Annotated in this window: 14 protein-coding genes and 1 pseudogene; 5 read left to right on the forward strand and 10 right to left on the reverse strand. The window is 39.4% G+C overall.

The window, feature by feature from the left end; genetic code table 11:
• The first annotated feature begins 129 nt into the window (after positions 1–129).
• The gene (locus ACFOWA_RS01305; RefSeq protein WP_378981053.1) at positions 130–1,353 is read left to right on the forward strand and encodes a bifunctional alpha/beta hydrolase/OsmC family protein; all 1,224 of its coding nucleotides are present in this window, start codon (positions 130–132) and stop codon (positions 1,351–1,353) included.
• Positions 1,354–2,604: 1,251 nt separating this feature from the next.
• Here ACFOWA_RS01305 and ACFOWA_RS01310 read toward each other — a convergent pair.
• The 3 genes from ACFOWA_RS01310 to ACFOWA_RS01320 form a co-directional block, all read right to left on the reverse strand.
• The gene (locus tag ACFOWA_RS01310; RefSeq protein ID WP_378981055.1) at positions 2,605–3,603 is read right to left on the reverse strand and encodes a bestrophin family protein; all 999 of its coding nucleotides are present in this window, start codon (positions 3,601–3,603) and stop codon (positions 2,605–2,607) included.
• 106 nt (positions 3,604–3,709) lie between these two features.
• Positions 3,710–4,330, reverse strand: coding sequence for a hypothetical protein (locus tag ACFOWA_RS01315; RefSeq protein WP_378981057.1), 621 nt, complete (start codon positions 4,328–4,330; stop codon positions 3,710–3,712).
• 90 nt (positions 4,331–4,420) lie between these two features.
• Positions 4,421–4,984, reverse strand: coding sequence for a Crp/Fnr family transcriptional regulator (locus tag ACFOWA_RS01320; protein WP_378981059.1), 564 nt, complete (start codon positions 4,982–4,984; stop codon positions 4,421–4,423).
• A 1,011-nt stretch (positions 4,985–5,995) separates the two neighbouring features.
• On the opposite strand from ACFOWA_RS01320, the gene ACFOWA_RS01325 reads away from it, so the two are divergent.
• A complete protein-coding gene (locus tag ACFOWA_RS01325; RefSeq protein WP_378981061.1) occupies positions 5,996–6,850 on the forward strand; it encodes a sialate O-acetylesterase in 855 nt (284 codons plus the stop codon).
• 133 nt (positions 6,851–6,983) lie between these two features.
• Here ACFOWA_RS01325 and ACFOWA_RS01330 read toward each other — a convergent pair whose 3' ends face one another.
• The 7 genes and pseudogenes from ACFOWA_RS01330 to ACFOWA_RS01360 form a co-directional block, all read right to left on the reverse strand.
• On the reverse strand, positions 6,984–7,805 hold the full coding sequence (locus ACFOWA_RS01330) for an ankyrin repeat domain-containing protein (RefSeq protein ID WP_378981214.1): 822 nt from the start codon (positions 7,803–7,805) through the stop codon (positions 6,984–6,986).
• Positions 7,800–8,033, reverse strand: a pseudogene (locus ACFOWA_RS01335) (ankyrin repeat domain-containing protein); the annotation flags it as partial. The gene ACFOWA_RS01330 and the pseudogene ACFOWA_RS01335, both read right to left, overlap by 6 nt.
• Before the next feature lie 50 nt (positions 8,034–8,083).
• Entirely contained in the window at positions 8,084–9,073 is a 990-nt protein-coding gene (locus ACFOWA_RS01340) for an alpha/beta fold hydrolase (RefSeq protein WP_378981063.1), read from the reverse strand.
• Positions 9,074–9,252: 179 nt separating this feature from the next.
• Positions 9,253–10,668, reverse strand: coding sequence for a M16 family metallopeptidase (locus tag ACFOWA_RS01345; protein ID WP_378981065.1), 1,416 nt, complete (start codon positions 10,666–10,668; stop codon positions 9,253–9,255).
• 207 nt (positions 10,669–10,875) lie between these two features.
• Positions 10,876–13,878, reverse strand: a complete 3,003-nt coding sequence (locus ACFOWA_RS01350) for a SusC/RagA family TonB-linked outer membrane protein (RefSeq protein WP_378981067.1) — start codon at positions 13,876–13,878, stop codon at positions 10,876–10,878.
• Positions 13,879–14,079: 201 nt separating this feature from the next.
• On the reverse strand, positions 14,080–15,237 hold the full coding sequence (locus ACFOWA_RS01355) for a FecR family protein (protein WP_378981069.1): 1,158 nt from the start codon (positions 15,235–15,237) through the stop codon (positions 14,080–14,082).
• A 568-nt stretch (positions 15,238–15,805) separates the two neighbouring features.
• The gene (locus ACFOWA_RS01360) at positions 15,806–16,273 is read right to left on the reverse strand and encodes an Lrp/AsnC family transcriptional regulator (RefSeq protein ID WP_378981071.1); all 468 of its coding nucleotides are present in this window, start codon (positions 16,271–16,273) and stop codon (positions 15,806–15,808) included.
• A gap of 194 nt (positions 16,274–16,467) precedes the next feature.
• Between ACFOWA_RS01360 and ACFOWA_RS01365 the strand changes: the two genes are divergently transcribed.
• From ACFOWA_RS01365 to ACFOWA_RS01375, 3 genes are read left to right on the forward strand one after another with little or no spacing between them, the layout of a single operon-like run.
• Positions 16,468–17,511: a PLP-dependent cysteine synthase family protein gene (locus tag ACFOWA_RS01365; RefSeq protein WP_378981073.1), complete on the forward strand. Its 1,044-nt coding sequence runs from the start codon at positions 16,468–16,470 to the stop codon at positions 17,509–17,511.
• 31 nt (positions 17,512–17,542) lie between these two features.
• On the forward strand, positions 17,543–17,992 hold the full coding sequence (locus ACFOWA_RS01370; RefSeq protein ID WP_378981075.1) for a protein-disulfide reductase DsbD domain-containing protein: 450 nt from the start codon (positions 17,543–17,545) through the stop codon (positions 17,990–17,992).
• 10 nt (positions 17,993–18,002) lie between these two features.
• On the forward strand, positions 18,003–19,652 hold the full coding sequence (locus tag ACFOWA_RS01375) for a protein-disulfide reductase DsbD family protein (protein ID WP_378981077.1): 1,650 nt from the start codon (positions 18,003–18,005) through the stop codon (positions 19,650–19,652).
• Positions 19,653–19,704: the final 52 nt, after the last annotated feature.

The following is a 19,704-nucleotide window of genomic DNA, read 5'->3' on the forward strand; positions in this document are numbered from 1 at the left end:
CTTCTTAGGCAAGTCTAATCGCAATAATATTTTGTTAATTACCACATCCAATTGCCCATAAACTTCTTATTTATCTACCTTTATGATACAGTTGGCTTTTTGAAAATTCAATATCATCAGACATAATGTATGAAAAATCAAAAATTTGAAGTTTTTAATGAAAAGGGATACAAATTGCAGGCGTATTTAAATATGCCTCCAAATCATGAGCCAATGCGTTTTGCAGTACTAGCTCATTGTTTTACCTGTAATAGTGATATTACAGCTGTTCGCAGTATAAGTAAAGCGCTAAACAGTCAAGGTTTTGGAGTTGTTCGTTTTGATTTTACAGGATTAGGAAAAAGTGAGGGCTCCTTTGCAGAAAGTCATTTTTCCGCAAATGTTAGTGACCTAATTTGTGTATATGAATATATCAAAGCCCATTTTCACGCGCCAGAATTATTAATAGGACATTCATTAGGTGGCGCTGCAGTGATAGCTGCTGCCTCCGAGTTAAGTGATGTCAGGGCTATCGCAGCAATTTGCACACCTTCTCATGTAGAACATGTAAAAAAGCATTTCGTTTTCACTAATGAAAATTCAAATAGCAGCAATGAAATCGAAGTTAACATTGGATGCCGACCCTTCTTGATAAGTCAAAATTTCTTAGATGAGATGCAGAAAACAGATCTTTTGGGGATTTTGGCCAAGCTACATAAACCAATCTTAATTCTGCATTCACCATTTGACAAGATCGTCGGAATTGAAAATGCAAGAGAACTCTATGATCGTGCAAACCATCCTAAAAGCTTCATTTCACTCGATAACGCCGATCATCTGTTAACAGAGAAAGTTGATAGCGAATATGTGGGAAATGTTATATCGAGTTGGGCAAATAGATATATACCTACCCTCGGAGGCGCTCTGGCTCTGGATACAAAGGGGGAGCAAGTTGTTGGACATTTGGATTTGGTTGAAGACAAATTCACAACTATCCTCCAAACTGTCAAACATTCCTTGACAGCTGATGAACCAATAACAATGGGTGGAGATGATCACGGACCATCTCCCTATGAATATTTAAGCACAGCACTAGCCGCTTGTACCGCCATGACGGTAGGTTTGTACGCCAGAAGGAAATCTTGGGAGTTGAAAGAAGTATTCGTCTATGTCAGTTATTACCACAAACACATGGATGATATGTCTTCAGCTAATTCAGAACCCGGACATATTGATTTTTTTTCAAAAAAGCTGCATTTTGTCGGAGATTTAAGTGCTGCTCAAAAAGAAAGGTTAAGAGAAATTGCAGCAAAATGCCCTGTACATAAAACACTCAGCCTGCCTGTTGAGATAGAAACGATACTATCCAATTGAAATAAAAGCAGTTTAGCTGTGTAGCTACCAGCAAGTTACTAATCTAGCGTGTCCCCTGTTTGTTTTGAGTAAGATTGTCATTAAAAGACAACCATATCAATACACCGATTTATTCTAAAGACATTTAAAGCATTCGTGTACAAGCTATTAGATGATAAAAATAAAACCGTAAAAAAATATTTACAATAAAACAAAAAAAAGCTTGTAGGTAATTAGGGAATTACCTAAATTTGTAATCTTAAATTTATTGTCGATTATTCGCCAGTGAGGATTGTTTGAACCGATGTACCTTAAGGTTAGCCTCAAAATGGGTTAATCGCGACTAGGCAGCATAGATGGACTGACTATAAACAGAAAGAAGAAACGGATGAAACTTAAGTAAACATATCAAAATTATAACTTTTTTACTATCCTGATAAGGTATTGTACCTATTAACTAACAACGAAAAAATGGAAGCATCAATCTCAAAAGAGTCCGGCCAAATTCAAAATTTCCAAACATTAGACCAACCCGCACCAAAACTACGCTTAAGGAAAGTTTTTTTCAAAGTCAAAGCGGTTTTGTCTAGATGGACAAACCCTTGGTAGCAACGACAAATAAAGCATTTGATGTATGAATACCGGGGGCGTTTAAGCTAAAACGATACCAGATCACTACAATCAAACACCCGGCAGGATAGTCAATAGGTTAATTCGATTTATCGCTACTTGACTGATAAGAACAATGAGATAATAAGGCTAGTCAATAAGAAATACAAAAGGATTAAAGCTACCGAGTGCACGTGATCGGTGCTCTATTCAACCAAGTGATGCTTGAATTAAATCATGTGATGCCATGGGCATGCAGGCCTCATCGCCAAAAAGAAAATTAATACAGGATACGCGTGCAAAGATGCTACAATTGAAGGCATTTGCTGAAGGGTAGGTTGTGGTGTTTTTCATCGTTCAGAGAAACAACTTAAATGCACCATCCATTACATCTTCTGTGTTGATGATAAAAAGCGCATTGCCCAAGGAATATAAAAATACAAACTGGGGATTATTAGATTTATCTATGATTGTTACAGTTGAATAAGCACTTATCTTTAGGTAAATTGGCAACATGAGCTGTAAACACAGCGATATAAATAAAAATGACTGCATGCCTTTAAAAGCAATGCAGCCCAATAAAACTACTTACGAAAGACCATACCTGATTTACGATTGCAAATCCAGTTCATATCCCAATAGTTTTTAAAAAGCAAAGTAACATTAAAACAGCGCACCGAAAAAGGGTTGCAGTTTCTCCGGTACTTTTTCCTCGTCCAACATATCAATCAAGTCAATTTCAATGTTTCTGACTATGGTGGCAACCGGAACATCATTCAACAAACCTTCAAATGGGTTTTCGCTGATATCACCCACATATTCCATAAACAAGAACACCCAGGAAACAATCATATTAAATGGGATCAGCAGCAGCAAATACTTTTCTCCTAACTCAGCAAATTGTGGGAGCAATCCAAACGGGAGCAGTGTGAGAAAAACGAAAATAAACAGATTGGAAGTTGTTGCATACTGGCGTGGAAAGGGTGTATTTTTAATGCGCTCAGTTTTTCCCTGTTCATCATATAAGTTTGAGATGATGCTCTGTAAAGCGACGTGCTGATAAGCATCCACCCCACCTGCATCTCGAAACCTGGCAAGGTGTTGCGATTGTTTGTCCAGGATTTGAGTAGCAAGGTTCTTTTTGTTTTCGAGTGCAGTGTGCTCATTAATTTTAAGATATTTTTCAATCTGGACTTCACATGGAGTTTGCTTTCCGTGCAGTGTATTTCGCTGACGCTTGCTGGCCCGGTCTTTATGCTCCCAGCTTGTGCGCTGAGCCATTGCCATCTTCAAAGCATATAGCCAGGCGATATGCCTGAAAATCATAGTCTTCACATCATCATCTATAGCCGTTATCCTCCCATCGCGCTTATAAGCGTAAGCCCTTAATGCTGCGCCGAATGATCTGCTATGGTTGGTAATGCTACCCCATATCTTACGAGCTTCCCAACTCCGGTCATAGGATTGATTATTCTTGAAACCAACAAAAAAAGCGGTAGCCGTACCCACCAGAGAAACTGGTAACCAAGGTATTGCAACCCAACTCCAGCCTAAATAGGAATAGACAAAAATAGCAATGGAGCCTGTAAATAGGGAAAATAAGACCATTCTCCAGGAATAATAGTAAACTATAAGCGGAGACAGATAGCGTTTTACGTACATGAGTTTATTTAGGGGTTAATGGAAAGTAAATATATAACAAATATGAAAGAATGCCTGGACGGTGGCCAGGCCAATAAAGCGCTTCCGAGCAAGATTCTAATCTCATTTAAAGCTGCCGTCTTATAAATAATCCCGAGTTAGTGGGCAGCAATCCAATTGCACTTTCCTGAATCAAATCAGTAGCCAAGCCGAATTGCCAATCATTATAACTAAACCCTAACCTCAAATACTGGTTGGCAAAGTTGTATTTGAGATTATCTTTGTAGCTAAAATTATAAGAACCGATGAGTTGGGTGAATAGTTTCCAGTTGCCGCTTTTATTGAGCGGAGGGCTGTAAGAGATCAGCGTAAAGATTTCGCTATTGGCTAATTTGACTGGTTCATAGGAGGCGAACACCGTAAGGGATAGATCTCCGACATTCCGGCCATAGGCTATGGCTAGCTGCGGCATAAATCCCGCACCGGTAATGTAACCACCAGCCGCGAGACTAACCCCTTTGACGACATCATAAAAGAATAAAGACTGTCCTAGAAAAGTGCTTTTATTTCGATCTGAATAGGGTGTTTCAATTCTGAGGTATCCGAAATAACCAAAACGGCTGTTTGTATCGGTATATTTGGTCAGATACATTTGATGGGCTATGGCCCGATTTCCTGCAAAAATTTCTACAGGGATGTCCCGTTGTGCGCTGGCAGAAATTGGGAACCAAAGTAATATGATACACATAAAAGTTGACCAAAGCCATCTCGTGGACGACCGATTGAGATAGGGGTTTCTAAGCATGTTTATCGTTTGTTAATTAGGTGAGGAATCAAGCTACGGTTCAAGTCGGCTTAAGGTTTCTCTCGAAACTCCAATATATGCCGCTATCAACGTTTTAGGAACTCTTTGTTTCAAAAATGGATATTGAGACTGCACGTGCTCAAACTGCTCTTTTACATTTAAAGTCATACCGGAAATCACACGGCGTTGCGCACTGATGAAATTGAGATTTGCCAATTGTAAAAAATAATGTTCCATCTTCTGTAGTGATGAGCAAATAGTTTGATAGCCTGCCAGTGGCAGGCATAGCACTTCAGTATCTTCCAAACATTCTAGAGACATTGTAGCGTTTGTAGCAGAGCAATAAGCGTTAAAATCACTTTCCCACCAATTTTCCATTGCAAATGAAATAATGTGCTGTTTACCTTCTTGGGTATTGTAAACCAATTTCAATAATCCAGAAAGTATAAAATAATGGTATTTAACCGGATCTCCGACCTTAAAAAGGTATTCTCGCCTTTTAAATGATTTATATACAAAATGAGAAAGTACAAAGTCAAACTCCTCATCTGTCAATTGGGAAATTTGATCGATATGACTTTTAAGGTTTTTACTCATAAGTTGGCATTTTTTAAACCGAATAGAGGTTAAATGACAGCACACAGATCTAGATCTGAAGTTATCGGAAGCGTTTAACCTTTCATTCACTAGATTTGCATGATTTATTTTTTTTAATAGTCAGATAAATTGAACGAATTACCTAGTACAGAATAAAATATTTTCATAAACCTGGGTTAGCTAACCATATGCATAGGGACCGAGCTAGCCGCTATTCCCTGTTCAAGGGATAGCAACTTGTTATTGTAATGCAGACTCCAGAATGAGTATACCAAGAAAATTAGGGCTTTTATATAGACCAGCACCTATTTTTATGGCTCATGTGGCCTGTAGTTATATATTCAGTATCTTGGATGATTCAAGGATTTCACCGGTACTTCATTTACAAAATCGCCAGAATAATACCATTCCATTTCGCAACACAACGATTAATATGCATGTTGCGATTTGGCGATACCAAAGGATGAAATTATGTCTGGTCTTGTGAAAAATTATGCGCGAGCGTAAACTACTGAAAGAGACCTGCCTTAAACAATTGAGAAAAAATATAAAACTATCTAATTAAAGGATTCCATTTAGGCTTCAACCTCGTGTATTCCAGTCAGATTAAATTATGCTCAGATCACTAAGTATTAATAGCGAGTAAATGTTTGATTTTTTAAATCAATGAATATTCATTTAGTTTTGCATCCTTATGCGAAATAAAATTAATGAGCGATTAAATTCATGAGCAAAATAGATTTTTTAAGAGTCAGCACGCTAAATCATGCGATTCATCCGTTGATATAGCATGCTATTTACTAAAAATGAGATGAATCGATTTCAGAACATCATTTTAGTGAAAATAAAACCGGCAGCAGGTTTGATGCAAAACATTATCCTCCATTTAGTATAAATAAATGGCTGCCCCTAGCTCGGCAGAATCAATTAAATTCTATGAACAGACGTCCTGTACTAACAAGCATTTGGACCTATGAGAAGGTCAAGTAAAATAAAACAAAACTATATATTATGAAAGATACACTGAATTCCTTTTTGATGATTGGACAGTCAAATATGGCTGGTAGAGGATTTCTGAAAGATGTTAAACCCATTTATAACCAAAACATTCATGTTCTAATTAATGGCCGCTGGCAGGTGATGTGGGAACCTATCAATCCTGATAGACCAACCTCGGGGATAGGACTCGCAGCCTCATTTGCTGGAGCTTGGTGTGCCAACAATCCAGATAAACAAATTGGCTTGATTCCCTGCGCCGAAGGCGGAAGTAGCCTGGAAGATTGGTCAGTGGGTGGTGTACTCTTTGAGAATGCACTATTTCAAGCAAAGCTTGCACAGCGCTCTAGTAAATTGCAAGGTATTATATGGCATCAAGGTGAAAATGATAGCTTTGCGGGCCGCTTTTCTAATTATGCGTTGCGACTTTCAGCCTTCGTGGAAGCCTTACGCGAGCAACTTGGCGAGCCTGATATTCCTTTTATAAGCGGTGATCTGGGTGATTATTTAAGCGAAGGGAGATATGGACCCTATTTTACAGAATATAAGCTTATAAATGAAGCCCTTCTGGGATTTAGCAGTCAAAATCCTCATTGTTTCTTCGTAACTGCCTCTCAACTTAGTGCCAATCCTGACGGTCTACATTTTGATGCGGCGTCTCTGCGAAAATTTGGCCTGAGATATTTTGATGCTTTTACTTTAAGGCAGAACATTCTTAAACCTGCAGGTGATGAAGCTCAACGTCTTGAGCAAATCTACAATAGAAGTTTAACGAACGCCGAGCAGATTGCCGTACTTGAAATAGATTTTGGCTCAGGCAAAATGTCTCTGCAAGAATATGAAAAGAAACTATCAACCCTAAAGCCGTGATATAGCTAAACTGTCTTGTATTTAAGTTAGAATCAACCTAACCTAAATCCAAGACAGTTTAAAGGTAATCAGCTTAAATGAGCACTTTTTCAGTGCTATCCCCAAAAGGCTAATAGCATCTTAATCTTTTGATCTAACTATTTGTCTTAACGTTGCCGGTCAGGAATTTGCAAATATCATCATATCCATAATGCCTTGCGAGCAAAAGTGGTGTCATCCCTGAATGAGTGGTAAGGTGCAAATTGGCGCCGGCATCCACTAATGCCTTTACCGCGCCTAGATGCCCGTGCCATACTGCATCATGTAATGCTGTTAATCCATTGTAGGGGCCTTGAGCATCTACATCGGGTAGTATGCCTCTAAGAGCGGATATTTGTAAAATGGCATTTATTACTTGTGAACGCCCGGCAAAAGCTGCCTCGTGCATGGAAGTCCCTCTCATAAGTCCCGTGGGTTTCCATGGATCTGCTCCAGCCTCGAGGAGTAAACGGATGACCTCTTCAGTTCCTTCCCGTACTGCAATCCCAAGCGCACTATAATCATCATCAATACTCCCTATTATCGGAAAACGCTCTTCAACTGAAGCACCGCTTTCGAGCGCTTTTTTAACTTGAGAAATATTACCTGATTTAATAGCGGGGATAAGTTGTAATGTTGCAACCTCCTCACTTCGTTTTTTATAATTGCTATCTATCTCATCAACAATATCCTGAAGACCTTCCTTTTGGGCAAGATCACTGGCGTCCTGGTTCCAATAATTACGAATTGAGAGTCTTGCTCCCAATTCAATAAGTAAACGAGCAATCTCCACGTGTTTATAAAGTATAGCATCCATAAGTGCAGTATTTCCCAAAACTGCAGATTGCTGGTCGATGAATATACCTCGGTCGATGAGCATCAAGATAACCTCCGGATTTCCGGATTGGGCCCCCTTATGCAATGCTGTTGTACCCATTACGAAATCCACTAGATGTACATTTGCGCCTTCGTTAAGGAGCATCTCTACGATGGCTGATTGTCCATATCCAGAGGCAAGCATAAGTGGGGTTAGTCCTTCAGGGTCATAATGGTTTACATTGATACCGGTTTGCAATAATCCCTTTAGCATTTGAGTGCTTCCATCCCGAATGGCTGAATGAAGGGAATGGACCGAATTGTTATATTGATGATCGTTTATCATAAAATATTGTAAACAGAATGAATTTGTCGAAACTTCGAAATTTCAATCTATAGTTAGTAATAAATCATACCGAGAAATTCAATTAGTTCTTGGCTTACTCGTTCTGGAGCTTCCAGATGAGGGAAATGGCCAACCTTTAAGAGTTTGACGACTTTAACAATCCCCGGGTGAATAGTGCTGAGATCTTCTAATGTGGGGTCATTCGGGTGAAAAAAATTGCACAGCCCATCTGCTTCACCCCAGATATAAATTGAAGGTTGACGAATAACCGCATCTTTAAAGGCAGGCATGAGATCAAAGGTTAGTTGCGCACCGCGATAATGGTTCAATCCACCCTGAAACCCACTTTTCTCAAACGCTCGAATGGTATATCTAATATATTCACTATCAGCCCATTCAGGCTTTAGTATATCAGCATCGCGTAACATATGTCTGGCCGGATTGATAGGATCCCACCTATCCCCCTCGGGTGGGCTAGCTGATAGCCAGTACAAAATGCTTGGAATTGATTTCCTGGATGGTAAAAAATCCATTTCTGCACCTTCCTTCATCATGCCAAAAGCATAATATAAATTCTCTAAACCTCTCTGACGAAGTTCATCCCACATACTTATTTTTCCTCGGGGTGCAAATGGGATGCTCAGGCTTGCCAGCCCTACAAACCGGTCTGGCCGCATGAGTACGGCTCTTTGGGCATGATCTGCACCCCAATCATGTCCTACTAATACTGCCCTTGGGATTTTTAAGGCGTCCAACACCCCTATGAGATCTCCAACAATTTGCAATGCCGAATATTCCGATACCATAACGGGCGCATAACTTTCCCCGAAACCCCTCATATCTAGAGCAATCGTATAGTAACCAGCGTTTGCTAAAGCCTCCATCTGTGAGATCCATCCTCGTGCCGTGTCAGGAAAGCCGTGGCAAAAAAGAACAGCAGGACCTATACCCTTTTCGAGCACATGAAATGATTTTCCGTTGATTAGGATCTGACTGCTTTTCATAGTCATGTCGACATTTAATTTATTTTTTATTGTATCCAAAGTGATCATTTATAATATATAGCAAATTTACTAATGATGAGGTATTGATAGATTAGTGTTGCTTATGTCAATAGAAATCGCTATCCATATTAACGCGTTTCAGAAGTGAAAATAATCTGGCTGCTAGCAACGAATGTAGAAGAGCAATGCAATGAATAAATAATATTGATCTATAATCATTAATTGGTATTGACTGGGTTGGCATAGCTGTCAAAGGTTTTGATTTCAAACCCCGAAGCCTTGAGTCCTGGTAAAAAAGCATTAGCTTTCCCAACAATTATAATTCTGTTCTGCTCACTTTTAAAATATTTTTTACTAACTCTGAGCACGTCAGCTGAGCTCACTGCGTTCAATTTTTGAAGAAACATCTGATAAAAATCCTTTGAAAGACCATTAATCAATATTGAACTTGCAAATCCGGCGCCTATGCCTGGGTTTTCAAGGTTCAAAGCATAACTTCCATTATACAGATTTTTAGCTGCCTGTAGTTCAGCCGGAGTGACCAAATTGGTATGCATCACTTTGATTTCATTTAGAAATTCAAAGACGGCGCTATCTACTTTTTCATTCCTTACTGATGCGAATGCGCTAAAAGTAGATTGAAGGCGACCCGAGCCAGTTTTGGAATAAGCACCATAAGTAAAAGCATGTTTTTCTCTTAGGTTCCTGAAGAGCTTGCCGTTCGCCCCTCCTCCCAGAAGTTGATTTGCGAGCAGGACCGCATGATAGTCAGGACTATTCATTGGCAACTCAATGAGGTTGGTCACCGTAATTTCTGATTGAACTGCATTCGGCAGGTCGACCACATCGATTTCTGTTATTAAAGGATTCGCTACTTTATCAAGCACAGGAAATTTTAACATCTCACCTTTCCAATTACCAAATGCTTTGATTGCTATGGCCTTTGCCAACCCTGGTTTGATATCTCCGATGAATGTCAGATACCCTCTTGAAGGTGTGACATATTTTTTATAGGCAATCTTAATATCATTCAAGCTTATTTGACTGATGGACTGCGGTGTCGTCAGCTCACCATAGGGGTGTTTAGCACCAAATGAGAGCGCGCGGACCACCCTTGCAGATATGGCGCTGGCACTTTTTTCATCCGATTTTAAATTGGTAAGCGCCTGGGACTTGAGTTTATCAAAGGAAGCTTGTGAAAAAGCCGGTCTTCTAATCGCTTCTGCCATGAGCAAGAAAGTAGCCTCAAAGTATTCAGTCATCGCTGATGCCTGCCCCCCAGAGGCGAAGGCACTGACCTCCGCGCCCATCTGATCAATTCTTTCGTCGAATACTAGCTTGGAATTAAGTTCTGTTCCTTCATTCATCATACCGCTTAGTAGTCGAATCATGCCGGCTTTGCTTCCTTCTGTAATTGGCCCCACGTCTATACTATAACCAGCATAAATTTTCGGAAGTTTGTGGTTTTCAACCACCATTACGGTTATCCCGTTTTCAAGCTTAAAAACCACCGGATCTGCAATTTGGATTACAGGGATCGGACCAGGCTTCGGCCTTTGACTCCTGTTTAATGTCTGTGCCCGGGAAAACTGAACGAACAGTATTGCACTGGCTATTAACAATATTCTTTTCATACTTATTTCTTTGGAAGGTAATACAGCACAACTCTGTTATTTGGATTGAGATATCTGTTCACCACGGTACGGATTTCCTCTGCGCTTATGGAGCCAATCTCTGATAAGGACTCATTGAGCTTATTGGTATTTTTGTTGTGGAAAGTATAGCTGCTAGGCTCAGCGTCCTGCAAAATGCCCCAGGTTATTTCAATTTTGAACTGGGTTCTACAAGTACTGGGTGCCTGTCTGTTTGACAAACTGAAGGAATATATCGAGCTGCAAATTCTTATACTGGAAGCTGTTGTTTAAGCCACCAAAAAATTTCGGTAGAGTGTTCATCCAGGTTGTCTGATAGGTTGTATTGGCGACACTTACATTTGTACCAGCGGTAGATCCGGACGTTCCGTCTCTTCGTAATGTTGTGTAAAGGCCTGTTGTAGGGTCTACACCTGTTGATATCCAGGCAAGCTCCCGACCCGAAACCGGTTGACCAATTTCAAGTGAATTGGCATAGCTCGAACTGCTTAGATTATCAAATTTTAATAGCTTGTTCCTGTTTATGGAAATGTTGAACGAGGAGTTCCATCTAAAATTTTTAGCGACTATATTTTGTGTGTTCAGGATGCCTTCCCATCCGGAGTTTTCAACAGTTGCAGGGAAGTTGTAATTATTGATAGCGGTAAAACCTGTCATTCCCGGCAAGCGGTAAGCTAATAACTGATTGGAACTGGTATTCCGGTAATATGAGCCGGATATGCTAATACGGTCTTTAAAAAAACCCAAATCAATGCCGAATTCCATTTTCGCGTTCCTTTCCCAGGATACGTCCGGATTTGCAAGTGCAGTGGGCACAAAACCTGTTAGTCCCTGATAGGTATTAGTCCTGCGTGAGTAAAGGTCATAAAAAGCATAATTCCCAATTCCGTCATTACCAGTCACCCCGAAACTCGAACGGAGTTTTCCAGCACTTAGCACACCAAGATTTTCACTGATAAATTTCTCAGAGGAAAATATCCAGGCTGCACCCACGGAATAAAAATTTCCGAACTGGTTGCCAGGCCCAAACTTGGATGAACCATCCCTTCTTCCTGTAAGGTTAAGCACATATTTATCCGCCAGATTTACATTGACGCGCCCGTAAACTGCGTTATAGTTATATTTATAGGATCCGGCATCTGCGGTAACCAAAGTCCCTGCATTTGCAATATTGCCGATGAGTTGATCACTGACGAAGTTGGATCCAGCTGTATAATTACCCTGATTATCGGATTTTTGAAATGTTGTTCCCACCAGCGCGGATAATTTCAATTTGTTTACCGTATAATCATAACTCAATTGGGGCTCCACTATCCAAGTTTTCTGACGGTTCTTAGTGACTACGATATTATAAACAGGAGCAAGCGAAAGATACAACGGAGAATAACTGGCCGATGGCTGTAAAATTTTGATATCCGATATTAGGTCCGTATAGCCGATGTTAGCACTAGCCATAAGTCCTTTTGCTATGTTATAAGAGGGACGAATGCTAACAACCGTATTATTTGTTTTATTATTATAGGTCCTTAAAGTATAGCTGTAAGGGTTATTTTCATTATCCGACCTCACGCCACCAAAATTGAGTGTTCCATCATCATTGAAGGATTTCGGCGCGTTTGGAGTAGCCAGGGTGAAAGGTGTGAGGTCACTCTGGGCATTGCGATTAAAATCGTTAAGCATGTTTGCAGAGAAATCAATTTTAAGTTTGCGATCAGCAGAATAGGCGGTCAGACTAAAATTCAATGCGCCTCTTTTATCATCGAAAGTCCCTGGAAAAAGACTTCCTTGCCTGTTGAAAGTTCCCCTCAGGCTATACTGAACCGCCTCGCTTCCACCAGAAAACGATAAGTTTAGATTTGTGTAGGAGGCCGTATTACCTATGAGGTCTTTCTGCCAATCTGTATATCTACTCGTGTCCCATGTTCCATTGACATCAAAATTGGCATCACTTGGTGTGGTTATAATATTCGGCACGACAAGTCCATCATTGATAAATGCCTCGCGTCTCATCTGAAGGTATTGCTGGGTATTCATGAGATCAAGGGGATCTGGAGCCTGGGAAATTCCATGACTCAGATTGGCGCTCATCGAGAGCTTTCCTGGTTTACCCTTCTTGGTGGTAATTAGAATAACACCGTTTCCTCCTCTGGAACCATATATTGCAGTGGCATCTGCATCTTTTAAAATATCAATGCTTGCTATATCATTCGGATTGATGTAATTAAGTGGATTGCCTTGGGGGCTAGATGCATTCACGCCGGTTCCTCCATTATTACCCAGGACATCGCCCAGCAGAAGCGACTGAATGGGCACGCCATCGATCACATATAAAGGGTTATTAGCCACTGCGGCATTTAAGGAAGATCTTCCCCTTATTAGGATGTTGATTGAACTATTGGCAACTCCGCTGTTCTGCGTAATCTGTAAACCGGCAACTCTTCCTTGCAGAGCCAACAAGGGGTTCACAACTGGCTGTTTTTCGATGTCTTTTGCCGAAATGCTAATACTATTTCCAGTAGAAAGCAGCTGAGATTCTTTATAATACCCTTTATTGATTACCACTTCGGACAATTCTCTACTTTTAATCGACAATAAAACTCTTATCTCCTTCCTTGCTTTAAGTAGGGCGGTGTTATATCCGATGTAACTGATTTCAATAAAGGCGTCTGTGTTGACTCCTGAAAGGGAAAAGTTGCCTTGGCCATCCGATATTGTTTGTTTATTCGTTCCGACCACCTTTACTGTTGCCCCGGGGAGCGGGAATCCTTTATCGTCAAGCACCTTTCCCTGAATGGTTATTGATTCAAGTGCATCTGCGATTAAGGACAGGATAGTTTTTTCTTTAATAAAGACAGTCTTATCCCGGATTGAGAATTGCAATGATTGATTGCTCAGGCAGCGAATTAATGCCTGTTCAATTGTATGGTCAACAATATCGATGGTGATAAAGCGCTTACTGTCCAAAAGATCTTTATCATACAAGAAATCATAACCAGTTTGATTATGAATCTCCCGGAAGATTTTCTCCAATGGGGCTTGCTTATGATGAAGGGTAACTTTCTGAGCAAGACTGGCAGCATTGACCTGCAAGAGCATAGCCATCAGGATCACGGTAGTTAGTCGCATAATGAGCCATATTTTAGTGGCATGCCGACAGGACATACCAATATTCATAATATATTTTTTATACATTTGAGTGGTTTTGGTTTAGCAGTTTCCCCACTGGTTCCACGCATTGGGCAGCTGCATAAGAAGTTGATTATATAATTGACGATGCCAAACATCGACCAATCCCGATCCCGATCGGGATTTGGTTTTTTAGCCTTAGCTTTCCTGTCGTAAATGTCTGATCATTTGGTTTAGTTAGTTAGTTTGGTTTGTTGATTATTGATGTTACCTGCTTACATAGACTTTACGACCCTCTCGTCGAAAGTGTACTTTGTCTGTGTTTTCCAAAAGTTTCAGCACTTCGGAAAGACTTCTCGATTGCGACAAGAATCCTCCAAGCATAAAATTATCCGGTGCGTTGGGTTCGTATATCACATCGATATCATACCACCGAGAAATTTTTCGCATGTTGGCCCTAAAATCATCGCCTTTAAATACAAATTCATTATTTTTCCAGGCGATTATTTGATCGGTATCCGCTATCCTTATATTAATTTTGCTATCTCTAAGAACTGCCTGCTGGCCAGGCCGTAGAGTAACATTCATTTTTTGAGTTGTCAATTTAATGCTGCCTTCTACAAGTGCAGTTCTCAAGTCTGGCTCATCTTTATATGAATTAATGTTAAATTGAGTACCCAGAACTTCAACCTGTTGTAAATCTGTTTTTACGATAAAAGGATGATTTTTATCTTTTGCAATTTCAAAATAACCTTCTCCTGACAGTTCCACTATTCGCCTTTTCATATTTGTAAAGGATGCCGGAAACCTCAAGGTGGAAGAGGCATTTAAAAAAACAAGTGATCCATCAGGCAAACGTAATTTGGTCTGTTCGCCGCGAGAAGTCTCCAGGATATTATATTCAACACTTTCAGTTTTCGTTCCAGATATGTCATACACAATTTCTCCTTTGTTAGATTTACTAATCACCACCCCTGATTGAGCGGCAATTCTTCCATTCAAAGTTTCGGTGATGTGTATTTTTTGTCCATTTGCCAAAGTGAGTGTTGCACCATTGCGACCGGGTTTAATATCATCCGCAACTGCCATTTTATTAACTAAACCCTGAGTTTTGATATAATAGAAAAATGTTGAGGCCATCACCACCATCAAGACAGACGCTGCCACTGCAATATGGGGAAACAGCTTATAACGTTTCTGAATGTTTTTAGCCCGTTTAAGTTCAAGTCTTCTCAATATAGAATGATATAACTTCGCTTCAAGTTGTTCCTCATTATCTATTTCAGATTCGGACAGATTTAATTCTTTCTCAACTTGCATTTGATACCAAACATCGAAATCCATCTGCTCCTGAGGAGTAAGCAAACCTTCTTTAAACCTAAATGCTAACTTTTCTAAATATTCATCTGTAAATTCCTTGTCCATAATTTACTATTTTAAACAATAGTCTATATAAATCAAGAAGATACCTAGTCAAATTATAAATATTTTTGCACCAAAAGCTTAAAGTAGCTATTTTCAGATAAATTTTTGCCATAAATAGATAACTTAAGGAAAGACGAAAACTTTGGGAAAGAATCATTTAGCATAAAATTTCTCACTAATGCCTCCTGAGATTTACATTTAGACTCTCTAATAATTCTGTTTTGCTGATTTCTGTTTCGATTAACCTATTGAATTTTCTTTGGTGCAGGCATTCCTCATCGAACACAGTATTTTCTTTATAAGAATCCCATTCGCGAAATGGATTCTAATATTGATTTAATTAAAAGCTAATGCTCTTTTGAAATGCCTTTGCGCGTTAAAATGCTAACTAATTTATAAAAAGCGTTTTGTTCAAAGCATATTACTACAAAAACATTGTTCCTCAATAGGAGATGTGTATATGATTCATCCAAGAGGATAAATATTATCTGCAGGGATAAATAGATCTAGATTTGAGTTTCGCAGACCACAAGAAATGTTTACGAAGACCGTGTAAAGACAGCATCCTTTAAATGGGATAAGCGGTTTCGCTTTTTGGCTCTGAGAGTACAAAATAACTTTGAACAGTTGTAATATTAGGCAATGTGGCTAACTTATTGCGCAGAAATTCGTGATAGGCGTCCATATCTTTAGTTGCAATGCGGAGTATAAAATCATGAGCCCCGGTCATCTGCAAACATTCCATCACTTCATCAAACTTTGAGACCTCCGTCTCGAACTCAATTAAAGTTTTAGCGGTATGCTCCTTCAATAATACATGAGAAAATGCTACCAAATTTCTATTAATTTTCTTTCGGTCCAGTATGGCGACTATCCTTTTAATGTAGCCCTGTTCTTTCAATTTTCTTATCCGTTCGTGGATGGTTGCGATTGATTTGTAAAGCTTAATTGCTATTTCTTTATGGGTTAAAGAAGCATCATGTTGCAGCAATTTCAAGATCTTAACATCAAGTTCGTCTAAGTCACCTTGTATCATGTTATTAAGAAATAAAAAAAAAGATAATATAAGTTCTAAAAGAATTCCAAATCTGAAAAAAAGAATAAAATTATTGTAAAAAAACAGAAAATTTCTGGAATTAACTAGAATCATTGATTTAAATATTTATAATCATCAGTTTTACCAAACTAAAAATTGTAAAAGTCTAACCAACATCTACGCTAACCTATCTAATGAGGACAATAACGGCAAGCAAAACCTTTTCTGCAATTCACGCAAAATTTGAGCATTTATCCCTTTTGATTGGCAACACCCCAATGCTCGAACTTATCTATACTTTCAAAGGTAGCTTGAGAAAAATCTATGTAAAATGCGAACAGTATAATCTCACCGGAAGCATTAAAGACCAAATGGCGCTGCATACCTTAAGAGAAGCTTATTCCCAGGGTACAATTAAGGGTGGTGAATGGATTGTGGAGGCTACCAGTGGCAATACTGGTATTGCGTTTGCTGCAATAGGTAAGGCATTAGGTCATCCTGTTACGATCATTATGCCAAACTGGTTGAGTAAAGAGCGCATGGACATTATTAAAAGTTTAGGCGCCGATACTATTCTTGTAAGCAAGGAAGGCGGCGGCTTTATTGGTAGTATCAAGCTAGCCGAAAAAATGGCAGCACACAATCCCAATATATTCTTGCCCAAACAATTCGAAAACATAGCCAACCCAGAAGCACACGAATACACCACAGGGAAAGAAATCTGGGAACAATTGCGTTTAAAAAACATTTCTCCCGATGCATTTGTCGCTGGTGTAGGTACGGGTGGCACGATAATGGGCGTAGGTAATTTTCTCAAAAAACGAAACCCGAATATTAAAATACATCCGATAGAGCCAGCGGAATCACCAACGTTAACCTCTGGCTACAAAGTAGGAAGTCATAGGATTCAGGGAATCTCAGATGAATTCGTTCCTGAAATCATTAAACTCAGTGAGTTGGATGAAGTACTACAGGTAAGTGACGGCGATGCAATACTAATGGCACAAAGACTTGCCAAACAACTGGGTTTGGCGGTTGGTATATCTTCTGGTGCAAATGTAATCGGGGCGATAAAACAACAGCAAAAATTGGGAATAAAAAGTTGTGTGGTGACCATTTTTCCAGATAGTAACAAGAAGTATTTAAGTACCGATTTAATGAGAGAGGAACCTATAAAAGCGGGATATCTGAGTCCGGAAGTCAATTTTATCGAGTATCAAGTCTTTAGCAGATTATAACCATCAACATTATAAACTATTGAACCATAACATGAAAAAAATCATTATTTTCTTCTACGCCATATGCTTTATTAATCTTTGCGCATATTCTCAAATCCTTAAACCAGTAAGCTGGAGTTACGCTGCAAAAAGAACAGGCCCTTCCACAGCAACCATATTTATTAAGGCTACCATGGATCAAGGATGGCATATATACTCACAATTTGTCAAAGCTGGAGGTCCAGTCAAGACGGCTATTACCTTCCCAGTACATAATACCTATAGTCTTATCGGCCCTACAATCGAACCAAAAGCCACTACAAAATATGAATCTAGTTTCAAAATGAATGTGAGTTATTTTGAAAAATCGGTTGTGTTTCAACAAAAGATGAAGTTAAAAACCATGCCTGTATATGTGAAAGGCCGGGTTGAATTTATGGCATGCGATGATAAACAATGTCTGCCACCTGAAGAAGTAGATTTTAGTATTCTGGTAAAGTAATTTAAGCTGAATGAAATTCATAAAGAAAGCCTTTCTCGGACTGCTATTCGCTTATTTGATGTGTTCAAATGTGTCCGCACAGGATAACACTAGCATCAAAGACCTCACATTTACGGAAATAAATCCAGAATTAGTTGACAGCACTCTTAAAGGTACCGATACAAGCGCGACTATAATTGAACATTCAATCGAACATCCCAAGAATGTTTTCCAGCCCAAAGATGATCACAAAACCTTATGGGAAATTTTTATCGCAGGCTTTGTTGGTGGTGTAGCAGCACTGCTGATGCCTTGCATTTTCCCCATGCTGCCTTTAACGGTAAGCTTCTTTACAAAAGGCTCAACTAAAGGTAAAGCTTTTCGGCGTGCGGGGCTTTACGGTTTTTTAATTATCCTGATCTATGTTGTACTTGGTCTGCTCGTTACCATTATTTTCGGTGCTGATGCGCTGAATAGCTTATCCACCAACGGGATTTTCAATTTCTGCTTTTTTTTATTATTGGTTTCTTTCGCCGCATCCTTTTTTGGCGCTTACGAAATTACCCTTCCCTCTTCTTGGATAAATAAAATGGATAGTGGTTCTGATAAAAGTGGAGTAGCAGGTTTATTTTTTATGGCAGGAACTTTGACCCTAGTCTCTTTCTCTTGTACAGGACCAATAATTGGCACCTTGTTGGTACAGGCAGCCACAACGGGCGCTTTGTTAGGCCCCGCGGTAGGAATGTTTGGCTTCTCTTTGGCACTGGCCATCCCATTTGTTCTGTTTGCGCTATTTCCATCAGCGATGAACAGATTGCCTAAATCTGGAGGTTGGCTTAATAGTGTGAAAGTAGTGCTTGGTTTTCTTGAACTAGCCTTTGCCCTAAAATTCTTAAGTAACGTAGACTTGGCCTATCACTGGGAGTGGTTTGACCGGGAAATATTCCTAAGCCTTTGGGTAATTATTTTCGGGATGTTGGGAATCTATCTTTTAGGAAAACTTAGATTCATCCATGATAGTCCAATGACCTTTATCTCTGTACCAAGATTATTTCTTGCTATCATAATTTTAGCTTTTACCGTCTATCTTGTTCCTGGAATGTGGGGTGCACCCCTAAAGAGTATATCTGCTTTTCTTCCTCCCCAGGAAACACAGGATTTTGATCTGTACACTGCTGGACTTCTGAATCCAAAACATAAAGCAGCAAATGGTGAAAGGCATAAATACCAAGACAAATTCCATGCTCCTTTAAAGTTAGATGCTTATTTCGATTATAATGAAGGGCTAGCGGCTGCTAAGCGATTAAATAAACCTATTCTTATCGACTTCACTGGTCATGCCTGTGTGAACTGCAGAAAAATGGAAGCTAATGTCTGGTCCGATAAAATTGTTTATAAGATGATTAGCAATGAGTATGTACTCATACAGTTGTATGTCGATGATAAATCTGAACTGGCTCCTGAAGACATTATAATCTCAGCTGAAGGAAAAAAACTGAACACTATTGGCAAGAAATGGAGCGAATTACAAATCCAAAAATTCCACTCCAATTCACAACCATTTTATGTATTGCTTGATCCAAAAACAGAGACATTGTTAGGACCTCCTCAAGGTGCAGATTATGAAATAGCGAACTATCAGATGTTTTTGAAAACCGGTTTGCAAGCATTTGGTAAATAAATTCAAGTGAAACAATAGCGCGATCATTGTTTTATTCATAGTTTAATTAGGG

This window comes from Pedobacter lithocola, from assembly GCF_042650845.1.
Taxonomy (GTDB): domain Bacteria; phylum Bacteroidota; class Bacteroidia; order Sphingobacteriales; family Sphingobacteriaceae; genus Pedobacter; species Pedobacter lithocola.